Annotated in this window: 22 protein-coding genes; 10 read left to right on the top strand and 12 right to left on the bottom strand. The window is 44.1% G+C overall.

Annotation, left to right across the window (positions count from 1 at the left end; all coding sequences use genetic code 11):
- Nucleotides 1–544 precede the first annotated feature (544 nt).
- On the bottom strand, nucleotides 545–1480 hold the full coding sequence (locus FE810_RS11555) for a LysR family transcriptional regulator (protein ID WP_138320221.1): 936 nt from the start codon (nucleotides 1478–1480) through the stop codon (nucleotides 545–547).
- 111 nt (nucleotides 1481–1591) lie between these two features.
- Between FE810_RS11555 and FE810_RS11560 the strand changes: the two genes are divergently transcribed.
- From FE810_RS11560 to pssA, 3 genes are all read left to right on the top strand, one after another.
- Nucleotides 1592–3043 carry an NAD-dependent succinate-semialdehyde dehydrogenase gene (locus tag FE810_RS11560; RefSeq protein ID WP_138320222.1) on the top strand — a complete coding sequence of 484 codons (1452 nt, stop codon included), beginning with the start codon at nucleotides 1592–1594 and terminating at the stop codon, nucleotides 3041–3043.
- 96 nt (nucleotides 3044–3139) lie between these two features.
- Entirely contained in the window at nucleotides 3140–4420 is a 1281-nt protein-coding gene (gene gabT, locus FE810_RS11565) for a 4-aminobutyrate--2-oxoglutarate transaminase (protein WP_138320223.1), read from the top strand.
- Between the two features lie 165 nt (nucleotides 4421–4585).
- Complete coding sequence (gene pssA / locus FE810_RS11570) at nucleotides 4586–5926, top strand: CDP-diacylglycerol--serine O-phosphatidyltransferase (protein WP_138320224.1); 1341 nt, start codon at nucleotides 4586–4588, stop codon at nucleotides 5924–5926.
- Between the two features lie 101 nt (nucleotides 5927–6027).
- Here the strand turns inward: pssA and FE810_RS11575 are convergent, their stop codons facing one another.
- The 3 genes from FE810_RS11575 to FE810_RS11585 all read right to left on the bottom strand — a co-directional run bounded on the left by FE810_RS11575 (nucleotide 6028) and on the right by FE810_RS11585 (nucleotide 9323).
- Nucleotides 6028–6615, bottom strand: coding sequence for an outer membrane beta-barrel protein (locus FE810_RS11575; protein ID WP_138320225.1), 588 nt, complete (start codon nucleotides 6613–6615; stop codon nucleotides 6028–6030).
- A 420-nt stretch (nucleotides 6616–7035) separates the two neighbouring features.
- Nucleotides 7036–8613, bottom strand: coding sequence for an amidohydrolase family protein (locus tag FE810_RS11580; RefSeq protein ID WP_138320226.1), 1578 nt, complete (start codon nucleotides 8611–8613; stop codon nucleotides 7036–7038).
- 14 nt (nucleotides 8614–8627) lie between these two features.
- Nucleotides 8628–9323 (bottom strand): 2OG-Fe(II) oxygenase, encoded by a 696-nt coding sequence (locus tag FE810_RS11585; RefSeq protein ID WP_138320227.1) that lies wholly within the window; start codon nucleotides 9321–9323, stop codon nucleotides 8628–8630.
- A gap of 245 nt (nucleotides 9324–9568) precedes the next feature.
- On the opposite strand from FE810_RS11585, the gene FE810_RS11590 reads away from it, so the two are divergent.
- Nucleotides 9569–9976: an acyl-CoA thioesterase gene (locus FE810_RS11590; protein ID WP_138320228.1), complete on the top strand. Its 408-nt coding sequence runs from the start codon at nucleotides 9569–9571 to the stop codon at nucleotides 9974–9976.
- 134 nt (nucleotides 9977–10110) lie between these two features.
- Nucleotides 10111–11472 (top strand): MFS transporter, encoded by a 1362-nt coding sequence (locus FE810_RS11595; RefSeq protein ID WP_138320229.1) that lies wholly within the window; start codon nucleotides 10111–10113, stop codon nucleotides 11470–11472.
- Nucleotides 11473–11519: 47 nt separating this feature from the next.
- On the opposite strand, the gene FE810_RS11600 is transcribed toward FE810_RS11595, so the two are convergent.
- Complete coding sequence (locus FE810_RS11600; protein WP_138320230.1) at nucleotides 11520–11981, bottom strand: hypothetical protein; 462 nt, start codon at nucleotides 11979–11981, stop codon at nucleotides 11520–11522.
- Between the two features lie 183 nt (nucleotides 11982–12164).
- On the opposite strand from FE810_RS11600, the gene FE810_RS11605 reads away from it, so the two are divergent.
- From FE810_RS11605 to panP, 4 genes are read left to right on the top strand one after another with little or no spacing between them, the layout of a single operon-like run.
- On the top strand, nucleotides 12165–13091 hold the full coding sequence (locus tag FE810_RS11605; RefSeq protein WP_138320231.1) for an ABC transporter ATP-binding protein: 927 nt from the start codon (nucleotides 12165–12167) through the stop codon (nucleotides 13089–13091).
- A gap of 1 nt (nucleotide 13092) precedes the next feature.
- Nucleotides 13093–13866 carry an ABC transporter permease gene (locus FE810_RS11610; protein WP_138320232.1) on the top strand — a complete coding sequence of 258 codons (774 nt, stop codon included), beginning with the start codon at nucleotides 13093–13095 and terminating at the stop codon, nucleotides 13864–13866.
- Nucleotides 13866–14528 (top strand): tRNA (guanine(46)-N(7))-methyltransferase TrmB, encoded by a 663-nt coding sequence (gene trmB, locus FE810_RS11615; protein WP_138320233.1) that lies wholly within the window; start codon nucleotides 13866–13868, stop codon nucleotides 14526–14528. Before FE810_RS11610 ends, trmB begins: the two co-directional genes overlap by 1 nt.
- 44 nt (nucleotides 14529–14572) lie before the next feature.
- On the top strand, nucleotides 14573–16207 hold the full coding sequence (gene panP / locus FE810_RS11620) for a pyridoxal-dependent aspartate 1-decarboxylase PanP (protein ID WP_138320234.1): 1635 nt from the start codon (nucleotides 14573–14575) through the stop codon (nucleotides 16205–16207).
- Here the strand turns inward: panP and panC are convergent.
- From panC to sfsA, 7 genes are all read right to left on the bottom strand, one after another.
- Nucleotides 16204–17046, bottom strand: a complete 843-nt coding sequence (panC, locus tag FE810_RS11625) for a pantoate--beta-alanine ligase (protein WP_138320235.1) — start codon at nucleotides 17044–17046, stop codon at nucleotides 16204–16206. The genes panP and panC overlap by 4 nt on opposite strands.
- Before the next feature lie 2 nt (nucleotides 17047–17048).
- Entirely contained in the window at nucleotides 17049–17843 is a 795-nt protein-coding gene (gene panB, locus FE810_RS11630; RefSeq protein ID WP_138320236.1) for a 3-methyl-2-oxobutanoate hydroxymethyltransferase, read from the bottom strand.
- Nucleotides 17844–17891: 48 nt separating this feature from the next.
- Nucleotides 17892–18383: a 2-amino-4-hydroxy-6-hydroxymethyldihydropteridine diphosphokinase gene (gene folK / locus FE810_RS11635; protein ID WP_138320237.1), complete on the bottom strand. Its 492-nt coding sequence runs from the start codon at nucleotides 18381–18383 to the stop codon at nucleotides 17892–17894.
- Between the two features lie 2 nt (nucleotides 18384–18385).
- Nucleotides 18386–19693 carry a polynucleotide adenylyltransferase PcnB gene (pcnB, locus tag FE810_RS11640; protein ID WP_212744507.1) on the bottom strand — a complete coding sequence of 436 codons (1308 nt, stop codon included), beginning with the start codon at nucleotides 19691–19693 and terminating at the stop codon, nucleotides 18386–18388.
- Between the two features lie 316 nt (nucleotides 19694–20009).
- Nucleotides 20010–20939: a tRNA glutamyl-Q(34) synthetase GluQRS gene (gluQRS, locus tag FE810_RS11645; RefSeq protein ID WP_138320239.1), complete on the bottom strand. Its 930-nt coding sequence runs from the start codon at nucleotides 20937–20939 to the stop codon at nucleotides 20010–20012.
- Nucleotides 20940–20947: 8 nt separating this feature from the next.
- A complete protein-coding gene (dksA, locus tag FE810_RS11650; RefSeq protein ID WP_138320240.1) occupies nucleotides 20948–21397 on the bottom strand; it encodes an RNA polymerase-binding protein DksA in 450 nt (149 codons plus the stop codon).
- A 162-nt stretch (nucleotides 21398–21559) separates the two neighbouring features.
- On the bottom strand, nucleotides 21560–22267 hold the full coding sequence (gene sfsA, locus FE810_RS11655) for a DNA/RNA nuclease SfsA (RefSeq protein ID WP_138320241.1): 708 nt from the start codon (nucleotides 22265–22267) through the stop codon (nucleotides 21560–21562).
- A gap of 273 nt (nucleotides 22268–22540) precedes the next feature.
- Between sfsA and FE810_RS11660 the strand changes: the two genes are divergently transcribed.
- The gene (locus FE810_RS11660; RefSeq protein WP_138320242.1) at nucleotides 22541–26089 is read left to right on the top strand and encodes a thrombospondin type 3 repeat-containing protein; all 3549 of its coding nucleotides are present in this window, start codon (nucleotides 22541–22543) and stop codon (nucleotides 26087–26089) included.
- Nucleotides 26090–26132: the final 43 nt, after the last annotated feature.

Below are 26132 nucleotides of genomic sequence, written 5' to 3' on the forward strand. Positions count from 1 at the left end.
GTCTGGTGACAAATCGAACTAAAGTTCTCCTAGGGTGACTACCCTTGCCGTCATTCCCAGACACTACTGGGGATCTAAAACAAAAGCAGATCCCCACTTTCGTGAGGATGACGGAACAAAGTGCAAGTTAAAGCTCTAAAGGTGACAAACACAGCTAAAAACGCTGTGTTAGGGTGACAGCCGAAGCAAACAAGCCTGCGTCTGGTGATAAATCGAACTAAAGTTCTCCTAGGGTGACTACCCTTGCCGTCATTCCCAGACACTACTGGGGATCCAAAGCAAAAGCAGATCCCCACTTTCGTGAGGATGACGGAGTTGAGTGTGAAGATGACGCAGTCGTCACCTAAAAACCTGCCGAGACTAAGGTTTTATCCACCTACGCAGTCGTCACCTAAAAACCTGTCGGAACTAAGGTTTTATCCACCTACGCAGTTATCACCTAAAAACCTGCCGGAACTAAGGTTTTATCCACCCGCGCAGCCTCACCCTCGAATCACTTTCTGATTCGACTCCACCTGTCCACTTCCTCAAACTTTACTTATTTTCATTGCTCGTCATCTTTGAATGATGCCAGTATCGTCTCCATCGCAATGGTTTGTTTTTTGCTCTCTCTCGGGCTTTTATTGACCACCAGAGATAAAGTGAAATGGTAATTGATGGAGTTGGGTTTGATTAAGCGTATAGTGCCATCATTAAGCTCTTTCTGGATGTGGCCCTGGGGCATAAAACCTAAATACTCGCCGGACTTTATAAGGATCTTACGCATAAAGAACTGATAGGATTTGGCTTTAAGATTAAACCGTTCTAACTGGGCTTTTCCTTCTCCGGTTATGTCGATGCCAGGATGAATGGTTTCGGCATTAGCAAAATCTTCATCACTTATTTGATGGTCTGTTTGATTAAAAAAAGGATGCTTTTTGTCACAACAGAGAAAAACTTGCTCTTTATGTATCGGTAAATAATCTAATCCATCGATTTTATGATAGGCGGGAAAAATCCCCACATGGACCTTCCCCTGTAGAAGCCCTTTCTCAATCTGATCAATGGACATGGTGTCCAATTCAATATGTAAAGCGGGATGTTTGCGGTGGATTTGCTTTACCACTTCAACAAACTTTAATTGTTTTTCCTGATCTAATTGCTCTGAACACCAGATAACCAGTTCACCGCTCAATTCTGAACCCAGACTATTTACCAACATAGAAAAGTCTTGCACAGACTCAAACAGTCCTAATGCGGCATGATAAACACTTTGCCCTTCATGTGTCAGAGTGAAACCGCTTCGTCCCCGTTGGCAAAGCTTAAAGCCCATGCGCTGTTCCAGATTACTAATGTGGATGCTGATGGTACTTTTGGTTATCCCTAAATGTGGCTCTGCCGCGGAAAACCCGCCATGCTCTACAACCGCCTGAAATACTTTCAATAATCGCAGGTCGTAGTCACTGAGATGTCTTGGGTTATTCAAAGATAATTGCATCATGTTCTGATTAGTTGGTTTGGTATTTATCAAACTATACATTGATAAGTTTGTATTTATAAGTTTTAAAAATTGAATTTTAATAGTGTTATCTAAAAAAACATGGACTTAAATATGATCACGTTGGCAGATAATGAATTACTAAGGGTGTTTTCTTACATCAACGGAAGCTGGCATAGCAGTGAGAAAGACATTGCCGTCACCAATCCGGCTACGGGTGAAGAAATTGCCAGAGTTAGCGATATTACCGCAGAAGAAACCATTCTGGCGGTGAATGCAGCAAAGGCGGCATTACCATCCTGGTCGGCTAAATCCGCAAATGAAAGGGCTGGTATTTTACGTAAGTGGTTTGAATTGATGATGGCTAATCAGGACGACCTCGGCCAAATTCTAACCATGGAACAAGGTAAACCTCTTGCCGAAGCTAAGGGTGAGATCGCTTATGGCGCTGCTTTTATCGAGTGGTTCGCTGAGGAAGGTAAACGCATCTATGGAGATACCATTCCAGCGCCAAGTCGGGATAAAAAAATCCTGGTAATCAAGCAACCGGTTGGCGTTGTAAGCGCGATTACGCCATGGAATTTTCCCAATGCCATGATCGCTCGTAAAGCTGCGGCAGCGTTGGCAGCGGGTTGTACTTTCGTGGTGCGCCCTGCTTCACAAACGCCTTTGTCGGCGCTAGCGATGGCCGAGCTTGCGGAACGAGCCGGTGTTCCTGCCGGGGTATTTAATGTTGTGGTTGGTTCTGATGCGCAAGGGATTGGTGAAGTATTAACGCAACATCCCGATATTGCTAAATTCACCTTTACGGGTTCTACGGGCATTGGCAAGAAACTGATCGCGCAATGCGCAACCACAGTTAAAAAAGTTTCGATGGAACTGGGTGGTAATGCACCATTTATCGTCTTTGATGATGCCGACGTAGACGCGGCGATTCAAGGAGCGTTAGTTTCTAAGTACCGCAATGCCGGACAGACTTGTGTGTGTACTAACCGAATTTTTGTACAACAAGGTGTGGCTAAAGAATTTACTGAAAAATTTGCCAAAGCCGTTGCTGATTTGAAAGTCGGCAATGGTCTGGATACGGGCACGGATATTGGTCCTTTGATTTCCAGCAAAGCCGCATCTGATGTAAAAGCGTTGGTCGTTAAATCATTAGAGCAAGGCGCGACGTTGTTAACCGGGCACGAACCAACGGATATGCCTGATCAATTTTTAGCCCCTATGGTACTGACCAATGTTTCAAATGATATGGCAATCGCCAAAAATGAAATATTTGGCCCTGTTTCGCCGATTATCGTATTTGATCAAGAAGCCGATGCCATTGCTATGGCGAATGATACCGAGTATGGATTAGCTGCCTATTTTTACGCTCGGGATATAGGACGAGTATGGCGCGTTGCCGAGGCTCTGGAATACGGCATGATAGGTATCAATGAAGGGATTGTGTCAAATGCCGCAGCGCCGTTTGGTGGGGTAAAACAATCTGGAAATGGCCGTGAAGGCTCACATTACGGGCTCGATGATTATCTGGAAATTAAATACCTATGCATGGGCGGTATTTAAACCCTTGGGCATAGATCTCTAACTATTCGATAAACATTTTAAAAGGATTGGCTTGTCTGGGCACGAGTAAAAAAATACAGGCTAAGAGGAAAAATTATGAAAAATCAGGATTTACAAACAAGAAAAACCCATGCGATTGCCAGAGGCCAAGGCAATATTTACCCGGTTTATATTGAACGAGGTGAAAATGCAGAACTGTGGGATATCGAAGGCAATCGCTATATTGATTTTGCAACGGGAATCGCCGTCTGTAACACCGGGCATTCACACCCTAAGGTCATTAATGCGGTAAAACAACAATTAGATAAGTTTTCCCATACATGTGTGATGGTGACCCCTTATGAAAGCGCGATTGAATTAGCAGAAAAACTGACACAGGCCGCACCAGGTGATTCCGAAAAGAAGGCGATTTTTGTCACCACAGGCGCGGAGGCCGTTGAAAATTGTGTGAAAATTGCACGAGCGCATACGGGGCGTCGCGGCGTTATAGCATTCAACGGTGGTTTTCATGGCCGAACCAATTTAACCATGGCATTGACGGGCAAAATTACGCCGTATAAAAACCTTTTTGGACCATTTCCGTCTGATATCTTTCATGCCCCGTTTCCCATCGAGTGTCATGATATCAGCACTGAAGATTCATTAAAGGCACTTGATACCCTGTTCAAAGTCGATATTGCGCCATCGGATGTCGCTGCGATCATTGTTGAACCCGTACAAGGGGAGGGAGGTTTTTATCCTGCTCCAACTGCATTTTTACAAGCGTTACGCGAGCGTTGTGATGAATACGGGATCGTGCTAATCGCCGATGAAATTCAAACTGGCTTTGGCCGAACCGGCAAGATGTTTAGTTTTGAACATGCTGACGTTGAAGCCGACCTGACGACAATGGCAAAAGGCATTGCCGGGGGATTCCCGATCGCTGCTGTTGTTGGTAAAAGTCATATCATGGACGCACCGCTTCCTGGTGGTCTTGGCGGTACCTACGGTGGGTCGCCTGTCGCTTGCACCGCGGCGTTATCGGTTTTGGAAATCATCGAAGAAGAGAACCTGATCGCAAGAGCAAATCAATTGGGGCAATTGTTTCATGAGCGCTTAATTGCATTGCAATCACACTACCCTAACCTTATTCACAATGTCCGCAATCAAGGTGCAATGATCGCCCTTGAACTCGGAAAATCAGCAACAGAATTCATCCCAAACCCTGAACTAACACAATCATTAATTGCAAAAGCTGCTGAACATGGACTGATTTTATTGGCCTGTGGTTTCTATGGTAATGTGATCCGTTTCTTACCGGCGTTAACCATGACCGATGATATTGCCAATGAGGGGTTAGACAAGTTTGAGCAGTTATTCACCCATGCCGCCGGATAAATTATGTGGTCGAGGTCGAGCCAGAAAGTCAATTCTGGCTCAAACCACCTCTGTTTGCGCTCATCGCAGAAAATTTTGCGCACAGCGAATGCAGATTTTATTTCCGTTTGCGCGAAGTTTACGTTTATAATCAAGGCATAATTTTCAAGTATAACCAGACCAAAAATGTTAGCCCGCTATCGGCAAATACCTTTAAGCAATGCCCTTCCATTACATTCGGATGAAATTGATGTCCTGTTGAGTGCAGAAGATTTTCGTCTGCGCCTGCTCGACTTAATCAAGCGTGCAAAAACGCGTATTTATCTCACCGCTTTATATCTGCAGGATGATGAAGCCGGCCGGGAAATTCTGGATACACTCGTCGCAGCGAAGCAAGCAAACCCGAAACTTGTGATCCGCGTATTTGTTGATTTTCACCGTGCTCAACGGGGGTTAATTGGCGAGAAAAAGTCCCTTGGTAACCGCCAGCTTTATCTCGATATCAATAAGTCATTTCCTGATGCGCTGGAGATTTTTGGTGTCCCAGTTAAGCAAAAAGAATTTCTTGGTGTATTGCACCTTAAAGGTTTTGTTATTGATGACACGGTTTTATACAGCGGTGCGAGTTTAAATAATGTCTACCTGGATGTTGGAGATAAATATCGTTGCGATCGATATCATCAGATAACTCAAGCAGGTCTTGCCAACAGCTTCGTCGATTATCTCCAGTCGAATTTCGTGAAATCCGGCTTGGCACCTCGAATTAATGTCCCAGAAAGCGTAGATAAAAAACAACAAAAATCTCTGATTAAACAATTAAAGGGACTGCTTCGAAGAGCAAAATATCAGGTGCGAAGTCCTAATACGGAGCAAGCGCCCATGCAAATTCAGCCATTGGTTGGATTTGGTAAACGTGGCAATGGTTTAAATCAAGCTGCTCGTAAAATTGTGAAAAGTGCTCAAGATAGCTTGGTGATATTCACGCCTTATTTCAATCTGCCCAAACCACTTGGATCAGATCTTCGAAGCGCACTCAAGCGCGGAGTCGAAGTAACCATTGTTGTTGGAGATAAAAAGGCCAATGATTTTTATATCGCCGATGAAGCACAGTTTTCAACGATTGGCATCGTGCCTTACTTGTATGAAGTATTGCTTAGTCGATTTGTTAAACGGCATCAAAAATTCATTGATAAAGGTCAGCTGAATATTCGACTTTGGTATCACGGCGATAATAGTTATCACCTAAAAGGTATTGTTGCAGACGAAAAATATCATTTATTAACGGGGAGTAATATGAATCCTCGAGCCTGGAATCTGGACATCGAAAACGGTTTGTTTATCGTTGACGAACACCGACACTTGTTGGATAAATGGCATCAGGAACTTGAAAATATTTTGCAATACACCACTCGGGTGAACCATTTTAGCGATATTGAAACGAGCAAAGAGTATCCTGAAAAAGTCAGAGAGCTTTTACGTCGAATTCAACTCACCAGCTTTGATCGCATATTAAAGCGGTTTTTGTAAGCGGGAGCGATGCTCATTGCATTGCTGTTCCGCTTGCATCCATGCATTCGCCCATCGGTTAAACTCATAGCGAACGATTAGGTGGTGTGAATGTAAAACTCTTAAAAGAACCACATCGCTGAAGCGGAGTAACTATTAACATCTTCCGCAACGCTATAGCCAGCCCCCAGAGATATCGAATCGCTTATATGGAACAAAGCCGATACGTTTAATCCTGTACTGGGTTTCCTATCAACTTCGATATATCCAATAGAGCCGCCGAGCTCGATACTCTCGATTAACAACCAACGAACGCCCGCACTTAATCCAAAACCGTTTTCACTTGTAGTCGATTTAATAATACCAACCTGGGATTCAGCTTCCGCTTTTTCAAAGGTAATTGTGCCGTAAAAGTCGAGTGAATTTGTGATTGTGTTTTTATAACCGAACCCAAAGTTATAGGTATTGAATTGTAATTCAGCATCAAATTGATCAAATTCTTTAGACACGTCGGTAGCACTACCTAAGAAAAATGCATTGGTATCGAGAAGTTGCTTGGTGAATGACAAACCATAACCAGTCAGTGTTTCGTCCAGCACATCAACGGATTGATAGGATGCACTGATAGCGTTCCAACGTATGGAGTCGGCCGCCTGAACCGAACTGGCTGACAATATTAATACTACTGCCATTGCTATTTTTATTGTCATATTTATCGGTTCCTTTCCTTACATTTAAATCTCAATCTGCTCAACTATTTTGAGCGACACAGCCGCGCTTTTTTACCCAACAGTAAGAACAGTTAACTTACGGTATATTACCGTTCGACGCAAACTCGCCATAGACAGTCTTTGAATACGTACTCAGTCACCAAGAGAACATTTTTATCCATGAAGCAATTTGCATAAGTACATCCTATGCTCATTCCGACATTTAAGTTAGGGCTTACTTTTCGCTTTGCTGAGGCTCATTTACTTATCTTAATATTAAGAAGTTGAAATAAATAAAGCCACAGCCTGCGGCAGGAGATCCCGCATCAAGTGCGGGATAACGGTGGAAATACAAGAGAACGTGATGCTGAAAAAGGCTGCAGTTTCGCTCACAGCAAAGGAAAAATTCATCGATCCTATTTATTTTTCTTCAGCTTTCGCCGCGTCAACAATTTCCCGAACATCTTTCAGCAACTGTTTCGCATCATAAACAATGCCGTCTTTGACGGTATAGACAACACCACCAACACGCGTTGGTTGGTTGTTATCATCTAAGCGGAAGTGACCCGTGCCGTAAAGCACTTTGAAATTGCGCAATGGGTTTTCTTTAACAATGACCATATCTGCCTTTTTGCCCACCCGTAGTGAACCGATGTCCTGCTCCATGCCCAAAGCTTCAGCGCCGTTATAAGTCGCGCTTTTAACCACTTCCAATGCATTGAAACCCGCTTCGCGTAACAGTTCTAATTCGCGAATAAAGCCAAAGCCATAGATTTTGAAGATATAACCAGAGTCAGAGCCCGTGGTTACTCGGCCACCATGGTTTTTATAGTCATTCAAAAACGCCATCCATTGCTGGAAATTATGTTTCCAGGCAATTTCATCATCGGTAGTCCAGTCAAACCAATAGCTGCCATGGGCGTAACGGGATGGTTGAAAGAAGTTCCACAGAGTCGGCAATGTGTAATCATCATGCCAATCGGCATTCATTTCCCGCATCAAATCACGACTGGCTTCATAAATGGTCATGGTCGGATTGATGGTGAAATCCAGCTCTATCAGCTCATCGCGCACCGCATTCCAATGTTCGCTTCCAGGCTTTGCTGCTTGTGCCCATAATCTTCCTGCCTCGCCAAAGCGATCCATTTCATTGTTGTAATTGTAATCTGGCGAATAGTTTTGAATCGTCTGGTTTTCAAATAATGCTTCCGGTAAACCATACCAGTGTTCCATCGTCGTTAAGCCCATGCGTGCAGAATCAAGAACGTTCATTCGTGCGACTTCAAGCTGTGCATGGTGCATCATGGTTCCTAAACCCGATTCTTTTGCCTGGGTCAGTGCCGCATCCATAATTTCCGGCTCAGCACCAAAAAATTTAATACCTTTAGCGCCGTCCCGAGCGATGCGTTTCACCCATTTTGTTGCCTGGTCTGGGGTGGTGATAGACTCTTGCTGACCCATGCCAAAGCCAACGTATGGGACAATTCGCGGCGCGGCAATGGTATTTTTGTCTGAACGTTTAACGTGATCCAGTACCCAGTCTACACCATTGAAACTGCCTGGCTCGCGTACCGTTGTAATACCATGAGCAAGCCAAAGTTTTAAAACATATTCCGCAGGAATGTCCTTAGCGCTGCCGCCAATATGACCATGCATATCGACAAAGCCCGGCAAAATATAATGACCTGTGACATCTAATTCCTGATCTCCAGCCTCTGCCACCGGACGGCGATTTGCCTTGATTGGCACCCCGGGATTGCCGACGTTTACCATGGCGACAATTCGATCATTTTCAATCACGATGTCCATCGGCCCCTGAGCAGGAGCCCCTTCACCCGTAACAACGTTCGCACCGCGTAAAATTAACCGCTTATAGGGTCCATCACCTCTCTCACGCTCCGGTGCCTTTTCGGGAGCAGCACTCGCGGTTAAACTCACGATACTCAAAAGCAAGGCGCTAATGGTTGTGGTGTTTAGCAATTGTTTTAATGTTTTCATCGTAATAGGTTCTTTTATTGGGTGTATATCCGCTCGGCCGGATTAAATAACATCCATGAGGTTAACACATATTTATCGTTTGAAACTGGAATGTTACCCCTGTGGGTATGGGTAAAACCACAAGGTGCAATAACCATGGTTCCCGCTTTGGGGCGAATGCTTCGGTTCTGATAATAGAAATCCGTTTCACCACCTTCTTCGACATCATTGAGATAAATCAGAAATAACAAATTTCGGTGTAATGCCTTATTGCCATTTAACTGCGGAAAAATTTCTGAATGCCAATAGCCGTAATTTCCTACGCCCTTATCGTATTTCTGTGCATTGATAGGTGCGAGCTGAAACAAATAGCGAATTAGATTCATCAGGTTAGGCTTGCCGACTTCCTGAAAATTTTCTGCAGTTAATTGTACCGGCTTGCCTGTGACCGGATGATTGACTGTAAGTGAAATGCCACTAATTAACGCAAAATAGTATTTTTCTAGATACGCTTCAATATTGCGGGTTGTAGCCTGCAATATGGTACTTAACATGGGTTGAAATTCCGGGTGTTTATTTAAGTAGATATCAGAGCTGATTTTCTTACTGGTATCCACGCCACCACCGGTTGAACCGGCCGTTTGATGGGGGCTTTGGTCAAATTTTTCGATAAACTGCTGGCAAAACTCTTTTGACAGGGCGTTCTCGTATACTTCAATGAAATCGGTCACGGGTACATTATTTTTGGTAAAACGTAGCGTTACTATGCAATAATTTTAGCGTTATACCAAGTTATATAGCTAGGTGGTTCACTGTGTATGTGGATGTCGGTCCAGTTATCTAAATAAGTAACTGTATAACTGCGTAAAACGTTAAGTCGAAAGTCTGTTTAGTGGTTTAGACTTTGCCGCAATATGAAATCCGGCGTATAACAACTTCAGCTTGCACACACTTTTTAAACGTTAAGGGAGTTAAAATGTTTAGTGAAGAATTTTACCCACGCTTTAGCGATACTGATGCGCTTGGGCACATAAACAACACGTGTATCCCGGTATGGTTTGAGGGCGCGAGAGCGGGCGTTTTTAAATTATTTACGCCAGATTTAGACCTGAAAACCTGGCCACTCATTCTGGCTAAAATGGATGTGCATTTTCATGCACAAATCTATTATGGTGAAAAAATTGAAGTGCGTACCTATGTATCGCGAGTTGGCAATTCCTCTTTCGATGTGTATCAGGAAGTCTGGCAGCAAGGAGAGTGCCGGGCGAGTGGAACCGCAGTGATGGTGAATTTTTGTTATCAGCAACAAGGCGCAGTGGCGATCACCGATAGCTTAAAAAAGATATTGCTAAGCCATGGACCAACGCCAGACAAGCGCTCTTAGTGGGAAATGAAAAAACTCCCTTAAGCAGGTGCTACTGACAAGCCTGACATGTTAAACTAATTTCTTTTTTACGAGGTAGAACGTTGCCGTTTTGCCTCTTCAATCAACCAATAGTTAAAAACCCTTACACCTTTATGAATCAAGACGCCCTGAACCCTATCGAGAAAAAAGCCGCATTATCATTGGCCGGTGTATTTGGCCTGCGGATGATTGGATTGTTTATGATCCTGCCAATTTTCGCGGTATACGGTGCCGAACTTGAAGGTTTTAATGGATTGTGGCTTGGGTTGGCCATTGGTGCATACGGGTTTACTCAGGCGTTATTACAAATTCCGATGGGAATTTTATCAGACAAGTTTGGGCGTAAACCGATAATTTATGCGGGTCTGGTTATCTTTTGCATTGGTAGTATCGTCGCCGCTATGTCGGAATCGGTCTATGGTGTGGTTGCCGGTCGGGCGCTACAGGGGATGGGGGCGATTGCCAGTGCCGTCCTCGCTTTAGCTGCGGATCTATCGCGTGAAGAACAACGACCGAAGGTTATGGCGACTATCGGCATGTTTATTGGTGTGTCATTCGCGTTAGCTATGGTACTAGGTCCCGTGATTGCTGATAGCTTTGCCCTTTCAGGCGTATTTTGGGTAACGGCGTTGTTAGCCCTGTGCGGAATACTGGTCATTAAATTTGCGGTTCCCGATGCCATTAATGTGTCACCGAAAGGGGATACTGTAGCGGTCCCCGCGAAACTGAAAATGATGTTTGTTAACCCGCAATTGATGCGGCTAAATATCGGTGTCTTTAGTTTACATCTGGCATTAACCGCGATGTTTGTAGCCTTGCCTTCGATGTTGGTTGATTTAGGTTTTGCCGCGAATCACCATTGGCAATTGTATTTACCGGCTTTGCTTGTCGCCTTTGTTCTAATGGTTCCTTTTATGATCTGGGCGATAAAGAAGAATAAAGAAAAGTTGGTTTTTTGTGCGGCCATCGTGTTGCTTATCAATTGTGCATTGGCTTTGTGGTTCTATCAGCAAAGCTTTATTGCATTGGTGGTGACTGTGGTGTTGTTTTTTGTGGCATTTAATTATCTTGAAGCGACCATGCCTTCCACACTATCTCGAATTGCCCCTGCCGGGGACAAAGGCAGTGCCATGGGGATTTTCTCAACCAGTCAATTTTTCGGAGCTTTTGTCGGTGGACTTGCTGGTGGTGTGGTGCAAATGAATTACTCCCAATCGGGCGTGTTTTTATTCGCTGCTGCTGCTTTATGTATTTGGCTGGTAATGGCGTTGTCGATGAAAATGCCCGCCAAAGCGAAAAGTGTTAGCTTTAATATTAATTTTTCTGATGAAGAGCATGCTAAACAAGTCGCGCAAAAAATAATGGGTATGCCTGGTGTTATAGAGTCGACCATTGTGTATTCAGAATCGGTCGCTTATTTAAAAATCGATGAGAAGCAAGCCGATGTGAGTGCTATCAAGGCCCAGTTTTCTTAATGGTGCTCAGTCAAGAAAGTGCTTACTGAAGACGGTGATTAATTACTTCATTCAACCTTGGTAATTTCTCTAGGGTTTAACTGATTTGGAAATTTCAATTCATCACCAGCCACCAAGCCTTGAATTTCACTACCGATTGGACTGTCGGGACTAATCGCGATAACCCCTCCATCCTGTAACACTTCGCCACTGCTAAAAGGGCAAAGAAAATATTTCACATCGAGCTGCGCAAAAGTAATCAGCGCTCCGGCAGAAATTTCATCGTCATCGGTAAAGTTGCGAGGCGAAAAATTCCGCAGGCCCATTAATTTACCTTTCAAATCGGCCAACCTTTTCGATTGACCCAGCGCTAAATAAGACGCTTCAAGACCCAGGGTATCATATTGAGTTTCGGGGACGCTTTGCTCATCCGTTGCCGCCGCATGGGCTGCAAGCATTGCATCTTCTGTTGCCTGAAGTTTTGCTTCCAGGGTCGATATCAATTGATTGACGAGTACTGACTTGTTCACTGAGCTATTTTTTCAAGGGGTGGAAGTAAGGATTGTTAAATTTTACAGGAAATCGCTGATTTATGTTGGTAAAATGCTAACCCTTTGAGCGTAAGGTAATTTTGAAACCCGCTTTCAACTATCCTTATTAGACTCGCCATTCAATGATTAATGTCATCCCAACTTGGGTATGAGGAAATGCAGATGCAGGCAGCCTTGGAAATTTCAGGCTTAAAGAAAACCTACAAAGGTGGTTTTCAGGCACTTAAAGGTATTGATTTACAGGTTACGCAAGGAGATTTTTTCGCTTTGCTTGGTCCAAATGGTGCTGGAAAATCAACAACCATTGGGGTCATTACTTCGCTGGTCAATAAAACCGAAGGCAAGGTGTGTGTTTTTGGTCATGATATTGACTCTGAGCTGGATAAAGCGAAAAGTTTTTTAGGTTTAGTCCCTCAGGAATTTAACTTTAATCAGTTTGAAGCGCCGATGAAAATTCTGGTAAATCAGGCAGGTTACTATGGCGTCGATCGTAAAGTTGCCAAGCAACGAGCCGAAAAATACCTTAAGCAACTCGACTTATGGGATAAGCACGATCAACCTTCGCGTAATTTGTCCGGTGGTATGAAACGTCGGTTGATGATTGCCCGGGCTTTGATGCACGAACCCAAAGTGTTGATATTGGATGAGCCAACGGCTGGCGTAGACATTGAATTGCGCCGTCATATGTGGGATTACCTGCGCGAATTAAATAGCCAGGGGATCACCATCATTTTAACAACCCATTACCTTGAAGAAGCGGAAATGTTGTGTCGCAATATCGCCATTATTGATAAAGGCACGATTGTCGAAAACACCGATATGAAAACTCTGCTCTCTCAGTTGCATATCGAAACATTTGTTCTCGATTTAAAACCTGGCGCAGCCCAGCCACAGTTGCAAGATGTCGACCATCGTTTACTTGACGACCACACCTTGGAAGTCGATATTGCTAAATCACAAAGCGTGAATGCCGTATTTACGCAATTAACTGAGCAAGGAATCGAAGTGCAAAGTATGCGAAATAAAGCCAATCGTCTGGAAGAATTGTTTGTTACTTTAGTGGCAAATAATGATAAGGGAGCTCAATAATATGTCCTTTACCACGACACGCATTGCACTTAGCAGTATTCTTCACAAAGAAGTTAACCGATTTATGCGGATTTGGGTGCAAACCCTAGTGCCGCCAGCGATCACCATTAGTTTATATTTTGTTATTTTCGGCTCTCTGATTGGCAAGCGCATAGGTGAAATGGGCGGGTTTGATTACATGTCATTTATTGTGCCGGGTTTGATTATGATGTCAGTCATCACCAATTCCTATTCGAATGTCGCTTCATCTTTTTTCAGTGCCAAATGGCAACGTAACGTTGAAGAAATGCTCGTCGCTCCTGTACCGAACTGGGTCATTGTTGCAGGGTACGTTGGTGGCGGTATGGCTCGCGGTATTTTGGTTGGGCTAATCGTGACGATTGTTGCGCTGTTTTTTGTGGATATCCAGATTCATAATATCTGGGTTATTATTGCAACAGTGATGCTCACCTCGGCAGTATTTGCGTTAGGCGGTTTGATTAACGCCGTATTTGCGGGCAGTTTCGACGATATCTCAATTATTCCGACATTCGTACTTACCCCATTAACCTATCTAGGTGGTGTATTTTATTCGATCTCCTTGTTACCTGAATTTTGGCAGGGAGTGTCTAAAATTAATCCTATTGTCTACATGGTTAATGCATTCCGATACGGGTTTTTAGGCATCAGTGACGTGAGTCTGGCCGTGGCTTTTAGTGTCATCGGTGTCTTTATAGTCACCTTATTTGCGATTGCCATGTATCTTATTTCTCGAGGCATAGGTCTAAGAAGTTAATGAGTTATGGTGATTCAAAAGCGATCGTAACCAATCAAAATGGGTTAAATGAACATCTAGACGATGTGGTTAAAAAGCATTTATCCCATGAATTTTTAAAACCCATTTCGGTTCATACACTGGAAGCGTTTAATCAGGTTAATGAAAAGGTCGTAGACTTTTCCGGTAAAATTATTTTAGATTCCTGTTGTGGGGTGGGCCAAAGCACTCGCATTTTGGCGCGTCGCAATCCTGATGCCTTGGTGATCGGAGTCGATAAATCCCTGCATCGCATTCAGCGTAACGTTCAGGATGCGGATGAACCGGAAAATTTTGCATTGGTGCGAGCTGATTTAAACGATTTTTATCGTCTGGTAGTGCAAAATCAGTGGCCGGTAGCGCAGCATTTTTTGCTCTATCCCAACCCCTGGCCAAAAGCAAAACATTTGCAACGACGCTGGCATGGAAGTTCGGTATTCCCCTATATTCTCCAAATTGGCAAGTCGTTAACATTACGCTCTAACTGGCAGCTTTATTTGCAAGAGTTTCAAAGAGCCGCGACCTTGGCTGGAAAAACGGGCTCGATCACTGAAGTTGCTGACACTGAAGCGTTAACGCCATTTGAAGCCAAATATCAGGCAAGTGGGCAGCGTTGCTGGCAACTAAAATTCGAGCAACTGTAATTGCTGGTGATCCTTTGGGTCAGTAATCTGTGAGTAATTGAAATATGGCGAATGACAAGCGTTATGCACAAGCAGATAACGACGCTTTGCTGCGGATATTTACGATTCCGGAGGCACCGAGTTCAACATTAAGTAAAATTGAAGCGGAAATCTCGAAAAATCTTAATGGTTTTTTGAGTAACCACATCGTTGCCACCGATAAACCGTTATCGGAAATAGAAAAAGATTTTGCCAGTTCTGCGTTACCGGAACGTCCTGAATATGTCTCTGCCCATACCAGCCAACTGCTTGATACCTTAATTGCTCAATCCGTGCATACCTCGGCTCCTGGCTTTATCGGCCATATGACCTCAGCGCTGCCTTATTTTCTGCTGCCATTATCAAAGTTAATGGTGGGACTTAATCAGAACCTGGTGAAAATTGAAACCTCGAAAGCCTTTACGCCGATGGAACGACAGGTTATCGGAATGATGCACCGCTTGGTTTACGGTAATGACGATGAGTTTTATCATCACTGGATGCATTTTGCGGACTCTTCGCTAGGGGCTTTTTGTTCTGGCGGTACGGTTGCCAATATTACGGCGCTGTGGGTCGCTCGCAATCGTTTGCTAGCGGCAAAGCCCGGCTACAAGGGCGTATCCGAAGAAGGTTTAGCGAAAGGCTTGAAGACCTATGGTTATGAAGATTTAGCGATTCTGGTTTCCGAACGCGGTCATTATTCATTGAAAAAAGCCGCGAACATTCTTGGCCTTGGTCATAGCAGTATCATTGCGATACCGACGGATACTGAGCATCGTATCGATTGCCAGCGATTAAGAGAAAAGTGTGCCGAGCTTGAAGAAAACAATATCAAAGTGATGGCGATTGTCGGCATTGCCGGTACCACGGAAACCGGCAGCTTGGATCCATTAACGCAATTGGCTGAAATCGCTCTGCAATATCAGGCGCATTTTCATGTGGACGCTGCCTGGGGTGGAGCGACGCTGTTTTCCAATAAATACCGTTCGCGGCTTCAAGGAATTGAACTGGCAGATTCCGTAACAATTGATGCCCACAAGCAAATGTATGTTCCAATGGGCGCAGGCCTGGTGTTGTTTAAAAACCCAAAAGTGGTTGCTGCGATAGCGCATCATGCAGAATACATATTACGCAAAGGCTCCAAAGATTTAGGGAGTCATACACTGGAAGGATCGCGCCCGGGAATGGCGATGTTACTGTATGCCAGTTTGCATATCATTTCCCGCCCTGGATACGAGTTATTAATCAATCAAGGCATTGAAAAAGCTAAGTATTTTGCAAGTTTAATTGAAAGGAACGATGATTTTCAACTGGTGAGTAAGCCTGAGCTGTGTTTATTGACTTATCGCTACGTGCCCAAAGCGACTCAGCTGTATTTACAACAATGCACTACGTCACAAGCGGTAAAAGTAAATGAGATACTGGATCGACTAACGGTCGTGATGCAGAAAATGCAGCGCGAAGCGGGTAAGTCTTTTGTGTCACGCACGAGAATTCCTCGGCAAGGGCAGAGCAGTGCGGCGATTAGCGTGTTTCGAGTGGTGCTGGCAAATCCGTTGACAACGAATGATATTTTACAGCAGGTATTGGTTGAGCAGGAAGAAATCGCAAACGAGCAAACAGACTTGCTTGCTCAATTACAAATTTTGATAACAGATTAATCTATCTGGATATTGTCAATTAGTCTGGCTTTGCCGCAATGGGCTGCGGCCAGAACAACCAATGAGGTATCTTCTGGGCTTGCCGGCTCCAGAGTTTGGGCGTTACAGATATCGATATAATCGGTACGCATGCCAGTGGCATCGATTTTTGAGCGGGCGATCATTTCAATATGTTCAAAGTCCCGGCTCTCGGAAAGTCTAAGCCTGACCCACTGTAAAATCTGATACAAATTTGTGGCTTGTTGTTTTTCCGTATCGTTCAGGTAGGAGTTTCTTGAACTCATCGCCAAACCAGTTGCTTCGCGTTTTGTTGCAACAGGCACAATTTTTATCGGCATTGATAAATCTTCAACCATGGTTTGGATCATCTGTACTTGCTGATAATCTTTTAAGCCAAAACAGGCAATATCCGGTTGGACTAAATTGAATAACTTGCAGACAATGGTTGTTACACCGCGAAAATGCCCTTTACGACTCTCGCCACAATAACTGCCGGACAAACCTGGGACTTCTACAAACGTTTGTTTATCCAGACCCTTTGGGTAGATGATTTCTGGGGTCGGTGTGAACAGTACTTCGACACCTGCAGCTATGAGTTTGGCTTTATCCTGTTCAAGCGTGCGAGGATAATTATCGATATCTTCGTTAACACCAAATTGCATCGGATTGATGAAAATGCTGGCGATAACAATATCGGCATGTTGCTTTGCAGCATCGACCAGAGACAAATGCCCCTGATGTAAATTACCCATGGTTGGGACAAACCCAATGGTTAAGCCTTTATCTCGAAAGGACTTTAATACCGAGCGAAGCTCTGCAATTGATTTTACGGTTTTCATGACTACTTAAAGCTATGCTCTTCGCTTGGAAAACGTCCTTGTGTTACTTCATCGATATAAAGAGCAATTGCGTCACTGATATTGCCCGTTTCTGCTAAGAAATTTCGTGAGAATTTTGGAATTTTACTAAATGAAATACCGATTGCATCGTGCATCACCAGGATTTGACCATCGGTATGCTTACCTGCACCAATACCAATTACAGGTATGGTTAACGCTTCACTAATTTTCTTGGCAAGATCTGCTGGAATGCATTCTAACACTAATAGCTGTATACCCGCTTCTTCAAGCTTTAATGCTTGCTCCAGGATTTGTTTCGCCTGCTCGGAATCGCGCCCCTGAACTTTAAAACCACCGAATACATTCACAGCTTGCGGGGTGAGTCCAAGATGGCCACAAACAGGGACACTTCGCTCAACCAAACCTGAAATCGTATCCAATAACCACTCGCCGCCTTCAACCTTAACCATGTTCGCCCCGGCTTGCATTAACTTAGCAGCATTTCCATAGGCTTGTTCTGGCGTTGCATAGGTCATAAAAGGCATGTCGCCGATAATTAGCGCTTTTGATGCGCCATTACGGACACATTTGGTGTGATACTCAACATCTTCAATGCTGACAGGTAAAGTGTCACTGGTGCCTTGCAGTACCATTCCTAGTGAATCGCCGATCAACATGACGTGCATACCGGCTTCATCGAATAATCGGGAAAAGCTGGCGTCATATGCCGTTATCGCGGAAATTTTTTCGCCTGCAGACTTCATAGCCTGCAATTTACTGATGGTGATTCTACTCATAAATACATACTTTTTCAGTGATTCGTGTACCTTGGCACAGAAACAATTTTAGCGCAAATTCCCCTGAACTTTTATTCCGTTAGGGGCGACGGATGTTAATAATTCCGTCAATTTCTCGCCTTCTGGCAATATGAGGTCTTCGGCTATCTCAGCTAAGGGATAGAGAACGAACTCTCTTTCTTTCATTCCATAATGCGGAATTTCAAGGCGCGGTAGATTAATTGTCTGTTGACCAAAAAGCAAGATGTCTATATCTAAAACTCTCGCTCCCCAGCGTTCATTTTTACGTACTCTTCCCGAATCCAGTTCAATCTGCTGGGTGACATCAAGCAGTGCGATGGGCGCGAGTTCAGTCTCAATGCTGATCACCGCATTTAAATAGTCCGGTTGATCCTGTGGTCCCATCGGGCGACTCTGATAGATACTCGATAATGACACTATCGAAATATCAGAGTGTGCCGATAACTGTTGCACCGCCCAGCGTAATTGTTGATCCGGTTGTTCGAGATTACTCCCTAAGCCCAGATAAACACGAGTCATCGCTATTCCTTGCCCGCTGACGGGGTGCGTTTTCTCGGTGAGCGTCGGCGTTTACGTGGCGCTTTAAAGCTTTTTAACATTTGTTGCTGGGTATCCGGCGACGCTTCCTGAAAATTAGTCCACCATTGTGCCAACTCTTCAACGTCACCGCCTTCCACCTTGCCCCGATACAATAAGAAATCGTAACCGGCTCTAAACCTTGGATGCTCGAGCGTTTTAAACGCACGACTACCTTCTCGACGTGTCAGTCGATGCTGCAGCGCAAATATGTCTTTCATTGGTAATTGAAAGCGTTTTGGAATGGCGATACTGCGTTGCTGTTCTTGCAATACCTGGCTCATCGCCACGAAAAATGCATCTTGTGATGATATGTCAGAATTGGCTAACAGTTGCTGGTTTTGCTTCTCAATTTCGTACCAAAGCACCGCGGCTAATAAAAATGCTGGCGTAACTCGTTTGCCGTCATTGATCCGCTTATCGGTGTTAAATAAGACCTGACGAACAAAGTCAATGCTCTTATCGTCTGCATCTTGGGCGAGAGTTTGGCTAATATGCGGGAATAGAAATTCCAGCAGTTGATAATCGGCAAGCAAATCAAAATTTGCCCGTGCTTTGCCCGACAGAAAGAGTTTCATATATTCTTCGAACATTCGGGCGGCAGGAATATTTGCCATAAGTGGTGCCAATTCTCGAATCGGTTGTGCCGTATCTTTGGCAATATCCATATCAAGTTTAGTGGCAAATCTTATCGCTCGAAGCATTCGCACCGGGTCTTCCCGATAACGGGTTTCTGGGTCGCCGATTAAACGAATTTTGCGGCGCTCAATATCTTCAAGGCCGTTGGCGAAATCAAAGACTTTAAAGTCTTTTGTGGAGTAATACAGAGCGTTGATGGTGAAATCACGACGTTCTGCGTCTTCTTCGATGCTACCGTAAATATTATCACGCAATAACATGCCGTCGTCACTGCGCTTTGAATGATCCTGCTTCCCTGGACGCGATTCTTTGTTTTCAGAGTTACTGTGGTGTCCCCTGAAGGTGGCCACTTCGATAATGTCGCGGCCAAATACGATATGAGCGAGTCGAAAGCGTCGCCCAATCAAACGGCAGTTGCGGAATAATTTTTTGATTTGTTCCGGTGTCGCATTGGTGGCAATATCAAAATCTTTTGGGTGTTCACCGAGCAGGATGTCTCTGACACCGCCGCCCACCAAATATGCGTCATATCCGCTTTTATTCAGACGATAGAGTACCTTCAGGGCATTATCGCTGATGTCTTTGCGGGAAATGTTGTGTTCATCGCGCGACAGGACGCGGGGAAACTGTTCACCCTTAGCCTGTTCATTGTCCATGTTTGGCGCCTTTCCTAGTATTTTTTTTACCAGCTTTTTCAATACGTTAATCTTGCTTACCTCAACCACCAATTAGGTTTCAAACAGAACCAGTAGTTGGTCGTCTTAAAAATAGGCGGCCATTATACCCGTTTACCTTCGAGTATGCACAGGGATGCTTTGATTTAATTGATAATTTGCGTGCGTGGTGCTGGTGTTCTCAGTATAGCCAACAAAATCCATTCAGTATTTTACTTAAACTCGATGACTCGGTCACATCAGGTATGCGAGGCAATCAGTATACGATTTCCTGCTTTTTGGGGATTTGAGTAAGATCCCAGTGTTCGACCGCAAAATGGATAAATTCGTCGATACTTGCCTCAAGTAGCATTGCAGGCGGGTTTTGACCTAGGAATTTTAAAGCTAGATAGAGAAGCTCCTGAGGACGGTGAGCATCGATAGCAGGGGCGCCATTTTGCTTGCTGAGCTTATAACCTTGTTCGGTAACTGCCAAGGGGACATGGGCATAGTCTGGTGCGGATATGTTTAGTGTTTTGTAAAGGGTCTGCTGGCGACATGTCGGTTGCAGTAAGTCACAACCGCGAACGATTTCAGTGATGCCCTGATAGATATCATCAACAACGACCGCTAATTGGTAAGCAAACAGGCCATCTCGTCGGAAAATTATAAAATCTTCACAGGCAAGATTTTTTGATTGGGTGACAACGCCTTGAATCTTATCCTGAAATTGCATGCAGGGGTGAATATTGACCAGCCGCGTTGCCAGGTTATTAGCAAGCAAGTTTTCACCACTTAGGTTTAAGTCTCGGCAGTGACCTTGATAGACGCCTCCAGTTTTTTTTATCTGTGCGCGGGTGCAATTGCACCCATAGGTCAAGCTTTGATCCTTTAGGTATGCAAGCGTATCCAGATACAGTTCATGCTGCTGGCTTTGATACAGCACCTCTTCATCCCAAAGCAGGCCGAAGGTTTCCAGTGTCTTAAGGATGGCTTTGTCAGCTCCCGGTTGTTCACGGGGAGGATCAATATCTTCGATGCGTACCAGCCATTTGCCATTCGCGTGTTTTGCCTGGCAGTAACTAGCAAGTGCAGCAATAAGAGAACCAAAATGCAAAGGTCCGGAGGGGGATGGAGCAAAACGCCCTCGATATTGATCCTGAGGGCGTTTATTTAGAAAAGCATTGAGAGGGTTGCTGAGAGTCACGTCAGACGTTAGCCTGCCATTTGACGCTCTTTAATCTCTGCAAGGGTTTTACATTCGATGCATAAATCCGCAGTAGGGCGAGCTTCCAGTCGTTTGATACCAATTTCGATACCACAAGAGTCGCAGAACCCAAACTCACCGTCTTCGATAAGTTGCAGCGTCTTCTCAATCTTCTTTATTAGCTTACGTTCGCGGTCACGAGTACGGAGCTCGAGACTGAACTCTTCTTCCTGAGCTGCACGGTCAACGGGATCCGGGTAGTTTGCAGCTTCATCTTTCATATGGTTTACGGTTCCGTCAACGTTGTGACGTAATTCCGTGCGCCAAGCTTCCAGGATGATGCGAAAGTGATCTTCCTGGGCAGGGTTCATGTATTCTTCGCCTGCCGATTCTTTGTATGGCTGTACGCCAGCTTTGGCAAGAAAGCCCGTCGGATTATTCATTATATTTGTTGGCATGCCGAATCTCCTAAAACAACGTCATTTGTAGAGCGATTAAATAGCGCGATTAAATTAATTGTGTATCTATAACAGAATGTCGAAACACTGGCAATGCCTGAATTTCAATACTATTGGCGATATCGACTCGCTATATAAGGGCGATTAGTTTCTTTATCAAGGCTAAGGTAAAGCAAAATCTAATTTTTTTACCAAATTTATGCCCAATTCATCTATTTCACAACCGTAACAAAGAATTTCCACTCCAACGGCAACCGCTTGGATAATGAGTGCCGCATAGTGCGGATCGACGAAATCCGCGATGCTGACTTGTTCAATGCCTGTATGTTGCACACAAAACATTAAAACCGACCGGTATCCTTGTGCTTTCATCGCCATTAATTCGCGGATATGCTTTTGTCCGCGTGTGGTGACCGCGTCGGGAAAATAGCCTTGTCCGTCTACCAGTAATGTCGTGGATTTTATTTCCACGTAGCAATCAGACCGGTCGGGATCCGTTAACATTACATCAATCCGGGATCGCTCGTCGCCATACTTCACTTCTGTTTGACAATTTTGATAACCCGTTAGTTCACTGATCACCCCCTTTGAGATTGCTTCAACGACGAGTTTATTGGCTTGGCCGGTATTCACGCCAATCCAATGCCCCTGATCATTTTGCACGAGCTCAAAGGTTTGTGGATATTTTCGGGTTTTGCTATCCGAGGTTGAATACCAAACAGTAAATCCCGGCTCGGCACAGCCCGTCATCGCACCGGTATTGGGGCAGTGAATAGTAATAACGCGGCCATCTTCCAGTTTTATATCGGCAAGAAAACGCTTATAGCGCTTGATCAAAGTGGCGGATCGGAGAGGTTTTGCAAACTGCATTGTTCGTTCTGCTGTTAACGTCTATTGGGCCTATTAAATCACAGTTAACGCTAATATCGCGAGAGATTTGGTGGGTAACGAATAATTACAGCGCCAGGGTAACTAGAAAATATTTCGTAGCTTTGTTAATCTTCCTCTCAATTAGAAATTGCAAACTTCTAACGGCAGTTAGACGCTACACAATTTATCGACAGGGAAGGTCACTGACAGGTTTTAGTGTCGTTTATATTCCCTTGGGTAATGGCATCAATAAAATAAAAAAGGGAAGTAAACGTGAAAAACACATGGTATATCTGGGTGTTCCTGTCCGTATTGACATCTTTCACTGCGACAGCAGCGAGAGAAGCAATCAAAGTACAGGATAAAGTTGTATACACCTTATATTCTGCCCCCAACAAAATAACGCGTTACGATATACAACAGAATAAGTTTCTGGGTGAATTGGCTTTGGCTAAAGTGCCAACGGCGTTCGCGTTAGATAGCACCACTATTTACGTAGCCTATCATCGTGAATTATATGCGATTGATATTGCGACGGGAGACGCAAGCTTTATTCGCAATTCGACCGCGGATATTCAGAAAATTGCGGTAACACCATCCAAAGTTCACTTTGTAGAAAATGACAATATTGTTTCAATAGATAAAAATGATACCACTAAGGTAAATCAGTATTCACGATGGTATAGGCCCAGACAACTCGTATACTCTTCCGTAAAAAATGCATTTTACTACCGCGATTCTGGGGTGTCCCCTTCTGATATCCACAAAATTGAGCTGGATGTCAATGAGTTACCGGTATCTGCGATGGAAAGTCCATATCATGGTGATTATCCGAGCGCATCGGAACTTTACTTAAACGCCAGTGAAAATAAAATTTACGACAATAGTGGAACGATTTATTTCACCTCGGATCTGACGTACGCTGGCAGTCTTTCGGTAAATGTCGATTTATTAACGTTTATTGAAGACAACCCGGTGGTTGCAAATGGCAACCAGTTACATTTATTTTCACCAACAAATATCGAACTAGGCCAGGTAGCTCTTGATGATAATGTCTACTTCATTGTTGGCAATGAATCGGAAGTTATCGCTTTTATTGATTCAGACGGGGTAACCGAAGTTAAGGCTTATGACGTTTCTTCATTTAGTTTACCTAAGGCCGGAGAACCCGGCGATCCGCACACGAGCTTTATTGAACCAGAGTTGTACGGTGATGATGGTATGGACACCATCTATATGCTGGATCATGAATCATTAACAATCTATCGTTGGTCGTTATCAGAAGAAGATTTTCTTTCTTCATGGGCGCTAATTGATCCTCCAGCCTGGATGACGGTATCGAATAGCCATCAACGTTTATATTTAGGCTATCCGACTGGCAAGGTAACCTATTTTGATCTCACCAACAGTAGCCCTGAAGAAACTCATTTTACTACACTGGCTACAGGCGTTAGAGGCTTAATCTCTGCCGGTAATTATCTGTTTGCAGCAGACGGTTCGGGCGCCTGGAACACGCATTATACATTTGATCAATCAGGTACCATCGTTTCCAGTGACGACTGGCGTAACACCAGTTCGACCTATTTATTTAATGACAATACCAACCGCGTTTATCACTATCGTGACGGAACGTCCCCGAATGACCTGGAGTGGGCCGGTATTGCCCCTGAAACAGGCTTATTAGACGGACATGGTGATTCTCCCTATCACGGCGGAGATTTACGCGTCTCCCGTCCGTTGTTAAATAGCTATGACAAACAATTGCTACTTAATGGCGCAGGCCAATTATTAGACGCCATCTCGTTGAATATACTGAATTCTCTTGCCAACGACATCAGTGATGCTGTTTGGCATACCCAGCAATTAATTACACTCAGGGCAGGTACCCAAAATCTGCAGTTTTGGGGGAGTAATTATCAATTACTATCAGAGGCTAATTTCAAAGGTGCCGAACTTTTGAAAATGTTTGGATTAGGACAGGATCTGGCACTATTAACTCGTAAAGATGGCTTGTTAAAGGTTCAACACTATAACTTAAATGATATGCCAGATGCCGATAGCGATGGTCTGCACGACCTGATTGATAACTGTCCGGCGGATGCAAATATGAATCAACTGGATTCTGATGCTGATTCATCAGGGGATGTCTGTGATTTGGATGATGATAATGATTCGATACCTGATTCGGATGAAATTGCGTTTGGTCTGGATCCCCTCGATGCAGCGGATGCTTTGTTAGATATGGATAATGACGGTTTTAACAATCTGATTGAATTCTTGTATCGCTCAGATATGAATGATGCATCCTCAATACCTTCGCCGATCAGCTCATTAACCGAGGATTTTAACGATAGCTGGCCTCTGGGCTTTTACAACAGCATTGATTCATTAAACCAGCCTTGGATATTGACATATCTGGATGGTAGCTCTCAGGGCGTTTTGATGGCGGTTGCTCCGTTGCATACTGAAAACTTTAACGAAGTGAATTTGGCCGGTTATTTTAACGCAGGTGTTTTGCATTTTGATTATAAAGTGGTAGGTGACTATGACTATCGTTATGATTTTAATGTACTTCTCAATGGTGAGATGATTCGAGGCTCCCGAACATCTCTGGAAAATAATTGGTATCGATATCAATTTACGATACCAGAAGGTGTCCAGACTCTATCATTTAGAATCAGCGCGGATACTCTTTGGGGACATGAAACTCAGACTAACTATTATCTGGACAATTTTACATTCAGTCCTGACTCAGATGATGATGGTATCAGCGATACGGTAGATAACTGCCCATTTATTTACAATCCCTGGCAAAATGATAACGACGGTGATGGTATCGGCAATGAGTGTGATTCGACACCGAACACGCCAGACATCGATACTGATGGTGACGGCTTTGTTGATGGGTTAGATAACTGTCCGGCAATAGCAAACCCCGGACAGGAAAATTTAGATGGCGATGAGTATGGCGATGTTTGTGATCAGGACATCGATGGCGATGGCATCGACAATGAAACAGAACAGGGTTTTCATTTTCTGGATGAGCGCAATCCTGATGATGGCCGACTAGATCAGGATAACGATGGTGTCGATAATGCCACAGAAATATTGAATGATCGTGATCCTGGTGCATTTGATGAGTACTTAACGTTTAATCTGATGGACTATTTCCCGCTAGGAGATATCACCAAGACGTATGTTTCCAGCGATGCCACATGGACTGAGATAATGACGCAAGGAAATCGTAATAATGAATTTCTTGTTGAAACCAATGATGGTGCGCGCTGGGCAATAATTATGGAAGAGCAATGCCTGTATATAGAAGAGCGTCCGGATGTGGGAGAGTCAATTTCTGAAATAGAATTGAATAACTGGTGCTACTTACCAAGGAAACTTTCGCAGTTCCAAAAATTTTCCGTTGAGATGAGCCTTATTCTTTATGATGAATCCGGTAGTGCTGTGTTTACTTCACCGCAAACCCGAGAGTTTGAGTTAATTAATTTTGGTGAGATGCAATGGCAGGGAAAAACCTATGAATTTATTACCATAAATGTTGTTAATAGATTTGAACATGGTGATATTCATGAGTATCAGATGACACTCCTGAAAGGTGTCGGTCAAGTGAGTTGGGCTCATGATCCGGATCAGCTACTGCAATCAATCGAAGTCAGCCGCTTAAACACTTCGTATTTGACTCCCGAAGCTAACCAGGAAAGTGACAAAGCCAATAAAAGTGATGGCGGAGGTGGGAGTACTGGAACACTACCACTATTGGCCTTGGCAACAATTTTTATCTTCAGAAGCCGCAGGCGGTTTATGTAGAGGTTAAGGATTACAGACAAGGGAAGCGAGAATGCTTCCCTTG

The organism is Thalassotalea litorea (genome assembly GCF_005843925.1).
Lineage (GTDB): Bacteria > Pseudomonadota > Gammaproteobacteria > Enterobacterales > Alteromonadaceae > Thalassotalea_A > Thalassotalea_A litorea_A.